Genomic DNA, 12639 nt, shown 5'->3' on the forward strand with positions numbered 1-12639 from the left:
CCGGGGCGGGGACCGGGGTCGTCGTCATCGGAGGTAGGGCCAGCCCGCCGAGTCGTAGGAGAGCAGGTTGATGCCGAGCAGTGACGCGCCGTTGTTCGCGTAGTAGTGGTAGACGATGACGTCGCTGTCGCTGTCGCTGAACACGTCCTGGTGGCCGGGGCCGTGAATGCTGCCCTGGCCGGCCAGGATCTCCGTGCCGCCGCCGGACGTCATGGCGGCGCCGTTGCGGTCGTGGTACGGCCCGGTGACGCTGGTGGAGCGGCCGACCATCACCCGGTACGTGCTGGACGCGCCCTGGCAGCACCGGTCGAACGAGACGAACAGGTAGTAGTACGAGCCGCGCTTGACGATGTTCGGCGCCTCGATCGCGCCGCCGTTGCGCCCGGCGATGGACCGGATCGTGCTGTCGGACCTCTTGCCCGTCGACGGGTTGAGGGCGACCATCTTGATGCCGGACCAGAACGAGCCGAAGCTCAGCCACCAGCGGCCCTGGTCGTCCACGACCAGGTCGGGGTCGATGGCGTTGAAGTTGTCCGACGTCCGCGACTCGACGACCAGGCCCTGGTTCGTCCACGTGCCGGAGTTTCCGCTCGAACTGGTGGCGAGGAAGATGGCCGACCGGTTCGAGCCGAACGTCGAGGCGGAGTAGTAGAGGTAGTACTGACCGTTCCGGTAGGACAGGTCCGGTGCCCACAGGTTCCGGCTGCCACCGGTGTAGGTCGTGGTCCAGGGTGCGCCGTTCGGGAACGCCGAGCCCGCGTTGCGGAACGCGGTCCGGTCGGTGGAGGTCTTGAGCGCGACGTTGTCGCCGGTGTGCGCGACCAGGTAGCCGCCGTTGGGGCGTTTGACGACCGTCGGGTCGTGCACGCCGATGTCGCCGGTCACCAGGCCGGGGCCCGGGTAGGCGGACGCCTGCGGCACGACCGTGACGGACACGGCGGTCATGGCGAGCGCGGCGATCAGGGTCAGGGCGCGTTTCCTCAGTGCAGCCACGGTTTCCTCGATGTCTCGGGGGAGCGGGTGCGGCGGCGTGGGGTGTCCGAAGTGGACGGAGGCGGCAGCGGACTCGTGCGTCGCCTCCTTGCGAGCAGGAATCGTGTCGCGCCTCCGGTGCTTCTACCGGGGGTCGCCCTTGACCGGGAGCGCTTCCGGGCACCGTAACGCAGCCCGGCCGGGACGGGCAAGGCTGGCTGTTATCGCTAACACGCCAACCTGCCCGTCCCGGCCCCGTCTTACTGGTCGAATGTGTTGTTAACGCTGCCATCAGTGGTTGAGGACCCGCCCGAGGAAACCCCGGATGTACCCGGCGATGGTGTCCAGGCTGTCCTCCAAGGCGAAGTGGCCGGCGTCCAAGAGGTGGATCTCGGCGTCGGGCAGGTCGCGCCGGAACGCCCGCGCGCCGTCCGGGCCGAAGATCTCGTCGTGCTGTCCCCAGACGGCCAGCAGCGGCACCTGGCTGTCGCGGAAGTACCGCTGGAACGCCGGGTACGCGTCGAGGTTGTGGCGGTAGTCCCGGAACAGGGCGAGCTGGACCTCGGCGTTGCCGGGGCGGTCGAGCAGGGCCTGGTCGTGCGCCCAGGTGTCGGGGCTGATCCGGCTCACGTCCTTCACGCCGTGGGTGTACTGCCACTGCGTGGCGTCGAGCGTGAGCAGGGCGCGGACGGCCGGCTCGGTGTCGGGGCCGGGGTTCGTGGCGTACGCGAACAGCGGTTCCCAGAACGGCGTGAAGCCCTCGGTGTAGGCGTTGCCGGACTGCGTGATGATCGCGGTGACCCGGTCCGGGTGGCGTGACGCGATCTTGAGCCCGATGGGTGCGCCGTAGTCCTGGATGTAGAGCGCGTGCTGCTGGATGCCGAGCTGGTCGAGCAGGGCCACCGTGATGCCGGTGAGCGCGTCGAAGGTGTAGTCGAACTCGTCCGCGGGCGGCGCCGAGCTGCGGCCGAAGCCGATGTGGTCGGGGGCGATCACGCGGTAGCGGTCGGCCAGCTTCGGGATCAGCTCGCGGAACATGTGCGAGCTGGTGGGGAACCCGTGCAGCAGCACCAGGACGGGGGCGTCGGCGGGGCCCGCCTCCCGGTAGAACACGCGCTGCCCGTTGACGTCGGCGTGGCGGTACGAGGTCATCGACTTCTCCTGACTCGAACGATCTAACCTTTGAACCTGTTTTGAACGGTTAGGCAACGCGGGTCAGGTTAGGCACGTGCGTGTTAACCTGTCAAGTGAGTCTCAACGGTTAGGCAGGAGGGTGATCGCCGTGCTGGGAGCCGACGACGCGTTGACCGCCGCCCTCCTGGCCAGGTCCTGGCCCGCCCGTCCGCTCGTGGACCAGCCCCTGGGTATCGACCTGCTGAACACGCGCTGGGTCCTGGGCGGTGTGGCGTACGACCTGCTGGACCACGAGGACCTGGCCGAGGCGTGGATGGCGGACCGGGAGCTCGACTCGGCGCAGCCCGTTCCCCGTCGAGAGCTTCGCGAGGCACGCGATGCGCTCGCGGCGGTGATCGCGGACCCGGCCGATACCGCCGCCCTGAACTCCCTGCTCGACCACGGCAGGGTGCGGTTGACGGTGGACGAGCGGGGTCGGGTCGAGCACGACGACGTGGCCGATCCGCGGTGGCGTGCGGCGTGGGCCTGCCTGCACGACTACGTCAGGTTGCGGTCGGCGACGCCGGACCGGCTCAGGAAGTGCGCGAACCCGGACTGCGTGCTGCACTTCCAGGACACCTCGCGCACCGGTCGCCGCCTGTGGTGCTCGATGACCGGCTGCGGCAACCGGCTCAAGGCCCGTCGCCACCACAGCCGCGCCCGCGCCCACCCCTGATCCGACCCCTGGACGCGCGCCGCGTGGCGTCGAATCGCCGCCCGGTGGGTATTGGAAGCACATGACGGACCAGGAACCGCTCGACCTCGGCACGACGGAACTGTCGGCGGACGAGGAGGCACGGGTCAGGCGTGCGCACGACCTCGACCGGCCGCGGGTGTTCGACGAGCGCAACGACGTCGACCGCCGGGCGCGGACGCGGGCGACCCTGCTCCCGGAGGAACTCGGCGCGGGCAGCGCCGACCCGGAGGCACAGGCGCGCGAGGTGTTGCGCGACTCCGACGTGCGCACCGAGATCCAGGAGTCCGCGCCAGACACCGTGGTGGAGCGGCGCGAATCCGGCGCCTGACCCGACCTGGGTGACGAGCGTGGCGGGCGGCAGAGCCGTCCGCCACGCTCGTCGTCACCCGAAGCCCGGAATGTCGACGTCGTGAACCCGCTTCGCCTCCCCGCTGGTCCGACCCAGGTCGGACACCGAGTGACAAAGTGCTCACTCGGTGAGCACTTTGCCTCCGCACGATGGAGTCCTGTCGTTACCGGACCCGGGAGGATCGGATGGATGCGCTTGACGAGGGCGTCGACTTCGCGGACGCCGCCGAGTGGGAGTCCTGGCTGGCCGGCCACCACGACCGCGCGGCCGACGTCTGGATCAGGATCGCCAAGAAGGGGTCGGACCTGACGTCGGTCACGATCTCCGAAGCGCTCGACGTCGCGCTCTGCCACGGCTGGGTCGACAGTCAGCGCAAGGCGCTGGACGCGGACTGCTACCTGCAGCGGTACTCGCCGCGCCGGCCGACCAGCTCGTGGTCGCGGATCAACGTCGGCAAGGTCGAAGCGCTGATCGCCGCGGGGCGGATGCGGGAGCCGGGGCTGGCCGCCTTCCGCCCCTGAGCCGTCCACAGAGGACCGAGTTGGACGCCGGGTGGGCGGACGGGGGAGAGTCGCGTCCACCCACCTGGCAAGTCGGTCGCCGTCGGTGCGACGGGGGAGTGGTTCCGGCGAAGGTAGCGCACGCTTTTCGTGGGTGGCAAGTACCTGGGCCGATAATCTTGTTATCGCTAACAGGGCAACCGGCGGACCCGATCGGATCGTCGTGAACCGCTTCAGAGGACGGGCGTGACCACGGTCGGAAGCCCTGATCTGGTGCGAGTGCCGAAAGCCCGTGCCATACAGGACCAATGAGCGGATGTCTGCACCATCTGAGCCGCAACTGTCTGGTAACGGGGTATTGAGGTGAGGCAAGCCACGCTGTTAGCGTTAACAGAGGTTTTGACCCGACCCACGATGGAGTGGAACCGATGAACAGTGCTGTTCCCCGGTGGCTCGCCCGCAAGCTGGTCGTGGTGGCGATGGCCGTCGCCACCGCTCTCACCGGTCTGGTGGTGGTGACACCCGCCGCACACGCGTCCCCCGCGGTGCAGTACACGAACCCGCTGGCCAACCAGCGGGCCGACCCGCACATCTTCAAGCACACCGACGGCTACTACTACTTCACCGCGACCGTCCCGGAGTACGACCGGCTCGTGCTGCGGCGTGCCACCACCATCCAGGGCCTGACGAGCGCGCCGGAGTCGGTGATCTGGCGGCGGCACACCAGCGGTGAGATGGGCGCGCACATCTGGGCGCCGGAGATCCACTTCATCAACGGCAAGTGGTACATCTACTTCGCCGCCGGCCGCACCGACGACGTGTGGCGCATCCGGCCCTACGTGCTGGAGAACAGCAGCGCCAACCCGCTCACCGGCACCTGGACCGAGCGTGGCCGCGTGAACGTCCCGTGGGACACCTTCTCCCTGGACATGTCCACCTTCGTGGTCAACGGCGTGCGGTACCTGACGTGGGCACAGGCCGAACCGGGCATCGCCACCAACTCCAACGTCTACCTCGCCCGGATGGGCGCCAACCCGTGGACCATCACCGGGCCGACGACCCGGCTGACCGTGCCGACGCTGGCTTGGGAGACGCGCGGCGGCGTCAAGGTGGCCGAGGGGCCGACGGTGATCCAGCGCAACGGTCGGGTCTTCATGACCTACTCGGCCAGCGCCACCGACGCGAACTACTGCCTCGGCATGCTGACCGCCTCCGCGTCGGCGGACCTGCTCAACGCGTCGTCGTGGACCAAGAGCCCCAACCCGGTGTTCGAGAGCAACGCCGCCACGGGGCAGTACGGGCCGGGCCACAACTCGTTCACCGTGTCCGAGGACGGGCAGAGCGACATCCTCGTCTACCACGACCGCAACTACCGCGACATCAGCGGCGACCCGCTGCGCGACCCGAACCGCCGCACCCGCGTGCAGAAGGTCTACTGGAACGCCGACGGCACGCCGAACTTCGGCATCCCGGTCGCGGACGGCGTCACACCGGTCCGGCTCAAGTCGCACAACTTCCCGGACCGGTTCGTCCGGCACTGGGAGTACCGGGCCCGGGTCGAGGCGAACGTCAACCCGCTGGCCGACTCGCAGTTCCGGGTCGTGCCGGGGCTGAACGGTTCCGGCACGGTGTCGTTGGAGTCGACCAACTTCCCGGGTTACTACCTGCGGCACCGCAACTACGAGTTCTGGGTGGAGCGCAACGACGGCTCGGCCACGTTCCGCGCGGACGCCAGCTTCTTCCGCCGGTCGGGGCTCGCGTCCAGCTCCGGGGTGTCGTTCGAGTCGCAGAACTTCCCCGGCCAGTACCTGCGCCACAACGGCACGAACGTCAACCTGACCACGGCGTCGGACACCGTGGCCCGCGCCGACGCCACGTTCGTCCTGGAATGACGTCCGCTTCACGAGGCGCCACCGGGAGGGCGTCATGAGGTCGACCGAGTGGAGGCCCCGCGCGCGCCGAAGGTGGGCGGGCGTCGCCATCGCGGCGGTCATCGGACTGGTCGGGGCGGCCGGTTGCGGCGCGGACGACGCGTCGGGCCGGGTGATCCGGCTGTCGTTCTGGAGCGGCTACGCCGGACCCGTCCCGACCGCGATGGAAGCGGTCGTCGCCGAGTTCAACGCGGCCAACCCGGACGTCCGGGTCGAGCTGAACTTCATGCCGTGGGACGTCTTCTTCGGCAAGCTGCTGCCCGCGTACGGGACGGCGGCCGGTCCGGACCTGGCGGCCTTCGACAGCACGCACGTCGCGCAGTACGCGAAGAAGGGCGTGCTGGCGCCGGTGGACGACTGGTTCGAGGCGGACCCGGCGTCGAACGTCCTCGTCACGGTGGCCACGGAGGCCGTGACCTACGACGGCGTGAAGTACGCCGTGCCGATGACGTTCAGCAGCCTCAAGCTGTTCTACCACCGCCCCATGTTCGAGGCGGCCGGGCTCGACCCGGACCGGCCGCCGACGACGTGGGACGAGTGGCGCGACGCCATGGTGGAGCTGACGGAGGACCACGACGGCGACGGCACGCCGGAGCAGTACGGCATGGCGTTGCCCGACCACGACGCGATCCCGGTGTGGCCGATCCTGCTGTGGGGCCACGGCGGTGACGTGCTGGAGCCGGACGGCTCGAAGTCGGCGCTCACCCGGCCCGAGACGGTCGCCGCCGTGCGGACGTGGGCGGACCTGCTGCACCGGAAGAAGGTGTCGCCGGTCGGTCTCGCGGGCGCGGAGGCGGAACAGCTGTTCCAGATCGGCGACGCCGCGATGACGGTCGCCGGCCCGTGGCTGACCGCCGGCCTGGACGGCGTCGACTACGACGTGGCGCCGGTCCCGTCCGGCCCGGTCCGGCAGGCGACCCTGGGTTCGACCACGTCGGTCGCGCTCAACGCCAAGGTCAGCCCCGAGAAGAAGCAGGCCGCGCACCGGTTCCTGTCCTACTGGGTCAGCGAGCAGGCGCAGGAGTCGTGGATGAAGGGCTCCGGCTACCCGTCGATTCGGGTCGACCAGAACGCGTTGGCGGACAACCCGTTCGTCGCCGAGTTCGCCGCCGACGCCCGCATCGCCCAACCGCTCATGCCCGGCGTGGTGGAGTTCGACAAGCTCTACAACGACGTGTTCGAGCAGGCGATCCGGGACATCGGCGACGGCGACGTCACCGTGGAGGAGGGCCTGGCCGGCGCGGCGGCACGGATGGACGAGATCCTGGCCGGGTCACCCTAGGCAGCCCACGACGTGGGTCACACCGCAATCACATCGAGAGGTCGTCGGAAAGTGCTGCGCTACCCCCTGTTGCACCCGCCGTTGTTGCACGCCCTGGCCACGGCGGGCCACGGGTCGAAGGTCCTGCTCGCGGATTCCAACTACGCGCACCGGACCAACGTCCACCACCGGGCCACGCTGATCCACCTGAACCTGCGGCCCGGTCTCGTCTCCGTGGACGAGGTGCTGGAACCGGTGCTGTCGGCCGTTCCGGTGGAGGCCGTGCACACCATGCGGCCGGACGACCTGAGCACGCCGCCGGCATGGACGGACTACGAACGGCTCCTCGGCCCCGACCTGCCGTTGCAGCCGTTGGCGCGGCAGGACTTCTACGACGTGTGCCGCTCGCCGGAGCTGGCGGTCTGCGTGGCCACCGGCGACGGCAGGCTCTACGCGAACCTGCTGCTGACGATCGGTTTCGTCGCCTGATCCAACGACTTCCGGCCCGCACGCGTCGTCACGCGTGCGGGCCGGAAGTCTGCGGGTCGGCCGAGTACGAGGGGCTCAGCGGGGCTCGTCGATGCCGGGCGCGGTCACGTCGTCATCCGCCGGCGGCTCGGGGTCTCGCCATTCCTCCGCCCGGCTGGGGCGGTTGCCGCGCAAGGTGCCTTCCAGCTCGTGCTTGAGCTCGTCGTCCTTGATGGGGCCGTGCTTGTTGCTCTCGCGGTGCATGGGCGGGTCCTCCTCCATGCCCTTGGGGCTGTTGTCGCGTGCGCGTTCGGAGTACCCCTCCCGCGTTCGGCCGAATCACCCGCGCCGGCGTGCCAGTGCCCCGTCTTCACCCGTTCGTCAGAGCGTGAACACGGGCCGACCTGGGTATTTCCCGATCAGACGTCGGGGTAAACGGGAAGGTGACGTCGTGGTCGAGCGGCTGACGGTCCGGCGGCGGAATCCCTGCGCGGGAGCGGAGTCCGGTCTGTGGCCGGACCCGATGGGCGAGATGGACGTGTGGTGGGACCAGGTCGGCCGGAACCTGGGCCTGGACTGGGACGTGAGCATCGCCGACGAACGACCCCGGCCCGTGGACGTGGCGGTGACCGAACAGGCCTACTTCTTCGCCACGCTGCTCGAAGACGTGCACCGCGAGGACGTGCGGGTGGAGGTCCGCGACCACGACCTGCGCGCGGACGGCACGCACGTGCGGCGTGACCGGGTCGGCATCACGGTCCGCCCGACCCGCCCCAGGCGCGCGTTCTACTACTGCGCGACCGTTCCGGCCGTGGTGGACGTGGAGCGGATCGACGCGTGGCTGTTCGACGGCATGGTCGTGGTGCGGGTACCCATCAGGTAGACCCGAGTTTCAGGGCCGGGGGCGCGGGTATCGCACGGGACAGCCGAGAGAACGGGAGGAGCCATGGCGGCAACGCTGACCCGGGACCACCTGAAGGACTGCCTGAACGAGATCGACTTCCCGGCGACCAAGGACGACCTGCTGGACGCGGCGATCCGCAAGGGCGACGCCACCGCGGTCCAGGCGCTCAGGGCGATCCCGCCGGCTGACTACGCCAACCTCAAAGAAGTGTTCGGCGCGGTCGAGTTCGCCGACGACAACAAGCCGGGGTAGTCGGCGAGACGAACAGCCGAGCTGTCGGTCCCGGCCGCCCTGCTTCGTCGAGGGCGACCGGAACCGCGCGGTGGGGCGTTCAGGCGGGGTTGTCGAAGTCCCCGGCCTTGACCGCGTGGACGAACGCGGTGAGCTCGCCGCGGGTGAAGGTCAGGACCGGGCTGGTCCGGCCCGGTTTGCTGTCCCGCACGGCCACGCCGCCGTCCGGCAGGGTCGCCAGCTCGACGCACTCGTTGCCGCCACCGTCTCCGGTGCTGAACGAAGACTTGCGCCACGTCAGGTATTCGGTCATCACGTCAACTCGCTAGGTCGCAGGGCTGCTGTCGCTTCGGCCCCGAATCGGGCCGCTACGTTCAGTATCAACGCCTTCGACGCCTGCAGGTCCAGCGCTGCTACCTTCCTGCGGTCCCACGCGACCCTGTACGGCGCGGTTGCGGTCTCCCGATCGCGGTAGAACGATTCCGCGTGCCCGTGCACCTGCACGACGTCGCCGGCCGGCCCATTGGCGAAGCGCAGCAGGTAGAACGTGGAATCCATCGCCGGGTACGCGCCACTGGAGGTGGGCTGGACCTGGATCTCGACGTTGGGCAGGTCGCAGGCGGCAGCGAGCCGCACCAGCTGGTCGTGCATCAACGCAGGACCGCCGACCGGCAGGTGGAGGGCGAATTCGTGCATGACCACGCGGATCATCGGTGGGTTCGGCTTGCCGGCCACCTGCTGGCGGGCCTTGCGGAGGCGGACCAGCTCCTCGACGTGCCCGGTGGACAGGAGGTCGCCGCTGCGCCGCCACAACTCGCGCATGTACGCCTCGGTCTGGAAGTACGGCGGGACCAGGCTCAAGGTCACCACCAGGATCTCGACCGCGTCGTTGCGCTCCAGCTCCAGGAACGCCCGCGACTTCACCGGCACGAACATCGGGAACTCGCCGCGCTTGGTGCTGGCGCGGACCTCGCGCGCCAGCTCGACCAGCATGGCCACCTCGTCGTCGTCCACGCCGTAGGCCTTGGCCAGCGTCTCGACCTCCTGCCGGCGGAACTTGAACTGGCCCTTCTCCTTGCGCGTCAGCGTCGGACCGGTGACGTCGATCAGCTCGGCGGCGGCGTCGCGGTCGATGTCGGCCTCCTTGCGGAAGCTGCGCATCGCGGCGCCGAGTTGACGGCGCTGGCTGATCGCGCTGTCGTCGCTGTTCATCGCCAAGGCGGCACTCCTCTTCGTGATCACCCCGCGCGGGGTGCCAGTACGTGCTTACCGTACGTACACCCGATCGAGTAGCGACTTCACTCGAAAGAAACGCGCCCAAAAAGGTACGTACGTGTTTAACTCTCACCCCAGAACCGCTGATCGCAACGCAGGCTCTCACGCTTGCGGTTGACACGATCGAGACACCCGCAGGCGACCAGCACGTGCCATTTGGCCGGTGGTCCACGAGGAACAAGGGGAACGAAGGTGCGCATGTGCGAACGAGGAACGGCGTCGTGAGCGACAACCAGCTGGTGACCAGCCTGGGCGTGCACTTGGACGAGCACGTGTCGATCGACCTGCGCGGACGCCTGGGCGCGACGGCGTTCCTGGTGATCGGCGACAGCATCGAGATCACCCTCGGCGAGGGTCACGTGCGCTCGCTGCGCGACCAGGCCACGGCGGCGTTGGGCGACATGGCGCAGGTCCGACGTGCGGAGACGGCCGTGGGGCACGCCGGCCACGCGGCGGCGCAGGCGCGGACCGCCGCGGAACTCGCGCGCGAGAAGGCGGACGCCGCCAGGCGGGCCGGCGCACGGGAACAGGCTGAGCTGACGGCCGAGGCCGCCGGGCGCGCGGCCGACGCCGCCGAACGGGCGCAGGTGGCCGTGCGGGCGGCCGTCGACGCGATGGACTTGGCCGACGAGGCGGCGGGGGTGGCCAGGGTGGCGGCGCTCAAGGCAGTGGAGGCAGTCGACCGGATCCGGTCGGACGAGGAGCACAACGGCGCGGTGTGAGGGCCGCGGCATCCGTGCGTCGACGAGTGGGGCAAGGCGGCCGGCCGTTGACACTCAAGGGAATCCGGAGTCGGGTTCGGGGTGCTCCCAGGGCTTCACCTGATCATCCGCGCGACCCTGCGGGGAAGTTCCTCCAGGCATGACGAGACGGACGACTTCCGCCGTGGCTCCGTGGCGGCACTGGTGTGCCCGGCAGCGATCGGGTTGGCTTCAGTGGTGACGCAGCAGGACTCCGTCGACCCGGCGCCCGCGAACGAGCCGGTGCCCACCTTCGACTTCGCCGACTGCCCACCGATCCCGGCCGGCGCGGACCCGGGGCTGTGGCGCTGTGAGGTGCTGGTGTCCAGTGGCGCGTTCAGGTTCGGCAGCCTTCCCGAGCAGCCGACCGGATCAATGCGGCTCACGTTCGCCGAAGGGCGGCTGGACGGGGAGTACGCCCAGGTCTTCGGCGCGCTGCGGGCCGAGCCGACCCCGGTGCCGGGCGGACTGCTCGGCGTTCCCGGCACGGACGCGCACAACCCGAGGCTCCGCTTGGATGTGCGCATCGAGTACGCGGGCTACTCCGACTTCCTCTCCGTCGGCGACCGGATGGGGGAGCAGCACCTGAAGCTCCGGGTGATCTCACCGCTGCTGCCGGGCGCCTGCACCATCGGCAGCGACGAGGACCCGATCAGGTTCAGGCCCATCAGGATCGGCAAGCACGAGGTGATCTCCACCGACCCGCAGGTGCTCGGGTTCACCATCGAGGACAACGAGTTCGCGGTGCCGGCAGCACGGGGTTGCGGCGGTCTGGACCGGTTGGTGAACCGGAGGTTCGGCCTGCCCGCGCCCGCCGGCGCGAACCGGATGACGTTCACGACGCTCGTCGGGTTGAGGAGCTACACGTCCCTGTGATCCGCCGAGGCGTCCACGGTGAACGCGGGGAGTCCTGGGGTGCTCAGCCGGTCCACGCCGCCAGGCCCGACCTGGTCGGGGTGACGCCCGGAAAGGCCGACGACAGCACCCGCGCGTACCGGTGGGCCTCGGGCGTCGTCAGCTCCGGCGGCGTCAGCCACGGTGCCAGGTGGTGACGGCCCGGAGGGGGATCACCGCCCAGCACCAGGACGTCCGGCGCGCCGGGGACGATGGCGTGGCCGAGGCGCGCGGCCTCCTCGTGCACGAGCTTCGACGCTTCCACCGCACGGGCGGACGTGTCCGCCGCGACCGCGAACGGCCCACCGATCGACGCGACCCGTGCGCGGAGCGCCGCCGCGTCGGCGTCGGTCAGGCGGGGCCACGGCAGGTCACCGCGCTTGCCCGTCAGCTTCGCCGCCAGCACCGCCGACGCGTAGTCCGGCCCCTCCGGCCCGCGCACGTCCGGGCCGGTCCACGCCACCCGGCCCGGGTTCACCGGGACGGTGGTCCGCGCGTCGTCCCGATCGAGCCACAGCTCACCGCGGCCCTCGGGCAGCCACACCAACGCCCACCGCCCGCTCGTCCCCGGCCGGGCCAGCGCGGGCACCAGGGCGGACGGGGCGTTGCCCACCGACAACGGGACGTCCGTGGTGTGGACGAGGTTCCAGCCGGGCATGTGCGGCACCACCAGCACGTTCACCGCCCGATCGCCGAGCACCACGCGCGTGAGCAGCGGATCGCCCGCGGGTGGTGTGGCGAGGTGACCGGCGATGGTGACCTGGCCGAGGCCCGCCAGCATCGCCACGCCCAGCAGGGCGCCGACGACCCGCACCACCACCGTCGGCGGGCACAGCGCGAGCCAGGCCACCCCGACGAACGCCGCCATCATCACGATGTAGGCGAACGACGACGGCGGTCCGGAGAACCACGCGCCGGCGGCCACTGTGGTCAGCACGGCGGTGGCCACCACGAACCGACCCAGCACCGGCCGTGCGCGACGCAACGCGGGGGGAACCGCGAGCAGACCGACCAACGCCACCGCCGCGATCCCCGGCAACCACGACGCTTCCGCTATGAGCAGCGTGACGACGCCCCCGAAACCGGCGGCACCGGTGAGCACCCGCCGGGTCACCACACCCGACGCGGCGGGGACGAACGGCCGGACCATGGCCCAGCACGCGACCACGGTCACCGAACCGAGCAGGATCAGCCGGAGGAGGGTGAAGCCGAGCGGCAGGCCGACCGCGCCGTGGTTGTGCACG

16 protein-coding genes are annotated in these 12639 nt (G+C 70.2%); 10 read left to right on the top strand and 6 right to left on the bottom strand.

Going from position 1 to position 12639, the window contains the following annotated elements; translation table 11 throughout:
- Positions 1-24: 24 nt before the first annotated feature.
- Both ACRAKI_RS13480 and ACRAKI_RS13485 read right to left on the bottom strand, forming a co-directional pair.
- Complete coding sequence (locus tag ACRAKI_RS13480) at positions 25-945, bottom strand: arabinan endo-1,5-alpha-L-arabinosidase (protein ID WP_447008411.1); 921 nt, start codon at positions 943-945, stop codon at positions 25-27.
- Positions 946-1263: 318 nt separating this feature from the next.
- Positions 1264-2124 carry an alpha/beta fold hydrolase gene (locus tag ACRAKI_RS13485; RefSeq protein WP_447007410.1) on the bottom strand — a complete coding sequence of 287 codons (861 nt, stop codon included), beginning with the start codon at positions 2122-2124 and terminating at the stop codon, positions 1264-1266.
- A gap of 130 nt (positions 2125-2254) precedes the next feature.
- Between ACRAKI_RS13485 and ACRAKI_RS13490 the strand changes: the two genes are divergently transcribed.
- The 6 genes from ACRAKI_RS13490 (at position 2255) to ACRAKI_RS13515 (ending at position 7372) form a co-directional block, all read left to right on the top strand.
- Entirely contained in the window at positions 2255-2821 is a 567-nt protein-coding gene (locus ACRAKI_RS13490; RefSeq protein ID WP_447007411.1) for a CGNR zinc finger domain-containing protein, read from the top strand.
- Between the two features lie 61 nt (positions 2822-2882).
- A complete protein-coding gene (locus ACRAKI_RS13495) occupies positions 2883-3170 on the top strand; it encodes a hypothetical protein (RefSeq protein ID WP_447007412.1) in 288 nt (95 codons plus the stop codon).
- 206 nt (positions 3171-3376) lie between these two features.
- Positions 3377-3712 (top strand): YdeI/OmpD-associated family protein, encoded by a 336-nt coding sequence (locus tag ACRAKI_RS13500; RefSeq protein ID WP_447007413.1) that lies wholly within the window; start codon positions 3377-3379, stop codon positions 3710-3712.
- A 407-nt stretch (positions 3713-4119) separates the two neighbouring features.
- Positions 4120-5583 carry a family 43 glycosylhydrolase gene (locus ACRAKI_RS13505; protein WP_447007414.1) on the top strand — a complete coding sequence of 488 codons (1464 nt, stop codon included), beginning with the start codon at positions 4120-4122 and terminating at the stop codon, positions 5581-5583.
- 34 nt (positions 5584-5617) lie between these two features.
- Entirely contained in the window at positions 5618-6904 is a 1287-nt protein-coding gene (locus ACRAKI_RS13510; protein ID WP_447007415.1) for an ABC transporter substrate-binding protein, read from the top strand.
- A gap of 51 nt (positions 6905-6955) precedes the next feature.
- The gene (locus tag ACRAKI_RS13515) at positions 6956-7372 is read left to right on the top strand and encodes an RbsD/FucU domain-containing protein (protein ID WP_447007416.1); all 417 of its coding nucleotides are present in this window, start codon (positions 6956-6958) and stop codon (positions 7370-7372) included.
- Positions 7373-7447: 75 nt separating this feature from the next.
- On the opposite strand, the gene ACRAKI_RS13520 is transcribed toward ACRAKI_RS13515, so the two are convergent.
- Positions 7448-7615: a hypothetical protein gene (locus ACRAKI_RS13520; RefSeq protein ID WP_447007417.1), complete on the bottom strand. Its 168-nt coding sequence runs from the start codon at positions 7613-7615 to the stop codon at positions 7448-7450.
- 187 nt (positions 7616-7802) lie between these two features.
- On the opposite strand from ACRAKI_RS13520, the gene ACRAKI_RS13525 reads away from it, so the two are divergent.
- Together ACRAKI_RS13525 and ACRAKI_RS13530 are read left to right on the top strand one after the other, a co-directional pair.
- Positions 7803-8234 (top strand): Hsp20/alpha crystallin family protein, encoded by a 432-nt coding sequence (locus ACRAKI_RS13525; protein WP_447007418.1) that lies wholly within the window; start codon positions 7803-7805, stop codon positions 8232-8234.
- Between the two features lie 63 nt (positions 8235-8297).
- A complete protein-coding gene (locus tag ACRAKI_RS13530) occupies positions 8298-8507 on the top strand; it encodes a DUF2795 domain-containing protein (protein ID WP_447007419.1) in 210 nt (69 codons plus the stop codon).
- A gap of 79 nt (positions 8508-8586) precedes the next feature.
- On the opposite strand, the gene ACRAKI_RS13535 is transcribed toward ACRAKI_RS13530, so the two are convergent.
- Both ACRAKI_RS13535 and ACRAKI_RS13540 read right to left on the bottom strand, forming a co-directional pair.
- Positions 8587-8799 carry a DUF397 domain-containing protein gene (locus ACRAKI_RS13535; protein WP_447007420.1) on the bottom strand — a complete coding sequence of 71 codons (213 nt, stop codon included), beginning with the start codon at positions 8797-8799 and terminating at the stop codon, positions 8587-8589.
- Positions 8799-9698: a helix-turn-helix domain-containing protein gene (locus ACRAKI_RS13540; RefSeq protein ID WP_447008412.1), complete on the bottom strand. Its 900-nt coding sequence runs from the start codon at positions 9696-9698 to the stop codon at positions 8799-8801. The genes ACRAKI_RS13535 and ACRAKI_RS13540 overlap by 1 nt, the downstream gene beginning before the upstream one ends.
- Before the next feature lie 284 nt (positions 9699-9982).
- Between ACRAKI_RS13540 and ACRAKI_RS13545 the strand changes: the two genes are divergently transcribed.
- Both ACRAKI_RS13545 and ACRAKI_RS13550 read left to right on the top strand, forming a co-directional pair.
- Positions 9983-10483, top strand: coding sequence for a hypothetical protein (locus tag ACRAKI_RS13545; protein WP_447007421.1), 501 nt, complete (start codon positions 9983-9985; stop codon positions 10481-10483).
- Positions 10484-10699: 216 nt separating this feature from the next.
- Positions 10700-11377 carry a hypothetical protein gene (locus tag ACRAKI_RS13550; protein WP_447007422.1) on the top strand — a complete coding sequence of 226 codons (678 nt, stop codon included), beginning with the start codon at positions 10700-10702 and terminating at the stop codon, positions 11375-11377.
- A gap of 43 nt (positions 11378-11420) precedes the next feature.
- Here ACRAKI_RS13550 and ACRAKI_RS13555 read toward each other — a convergent pair whose 3' ends face one another.
- A complete protein-coding gene (locus ACRAKI_RS13555; RefSeq protein WP_447007423.1) occupies positions 11421-12638 on the bottom strand; it encodes a DUF6239 family natural product biosynthesis protein in 1218 nt (405 codons plus the stop codon).
- Position 12639: the final 1 nt, after the last annotated feature.

This window comes from Saccharothrix isguenensis (genome assembly GCF_052936305.1).

Excerpts from the sequence above, each read along its gene's own strand:
- ACRAKI_RS13530 (WP_447007419.1), top strand. The coding sequence starts at position 8,298 with ATGGCGGCAACGCTGACCCGGGACCACCTGAAGGACTGCCTGAACGAG.
- ACRAKI_RS13480 (WP_447008411.1), bottom strand. The coding sequence starts at position 945 with ATGACCGCCGTGTCCGTCACGGTCGTGCCGCAGGCGTCCGCCTACCCG.
- ACRAKI_RS13495 (WP_447007412.1), top strand. The coding sequence starts at position 2,883 with ATGACGGACCAGGAACCGCTCGACCTCGGCACGACGGAACTGTCGGCG.
- ACRAKI_RS13520 (WP_447007417.1), bottom strand. The coding sequence starts at position 7,615 with ATGCACCGCGAGAGCAACAAGCACGGCCCCATCAAGGACGACGAGCTC.
- ACRAKI_RS13540 (WP_447008412.1), bottom strand. The coding sequence starts at position 9,698 with ATGAACAGCGACGACAGCGCGATCAGCCAGCGCCGTCAACTCGGCGCC.
- ACRAKI_RS13500 (WP_447007413.1), top strand. The coding sequence starts at position 3,377 with ATGGATGCGCTTGACGAGGGCGTCGACTTCGCGGACGCCGCCGAGTGG.
- ACRAKI_RS13485 (WP_447007410.1), bottom strand. The coding sequence starts at position 2,124 with ATGACCTCGTACCGCCACGCCGACGTCAACGGGCAGCGCGTGTTCTAC.
- ACRAKI_RS13505 (WP_447007414.1), top strand. The coding sequence starts at position 4,120 with ATGAACAGTGCTGTTCCCCGGTGGCTCGCCCGCAAGCTGGTCGTGGTG.
- ACRAKI_RS13510 (WP_447007415.1), top strand. The coding sequence starts at position 5,618 with ATGAGGTCGACCGAGTGGAGGCCCCGCGCGCGCCGAAGGTGGGCGGGC.
- ACRAKI_RS13535 (WP_447007420.1), bottom strand. The coding sequence starts at position 8,799 with ATGACCGAATACCTGACGTGGCGCAAGTCTTCGTTCAGCACCGGAGAC.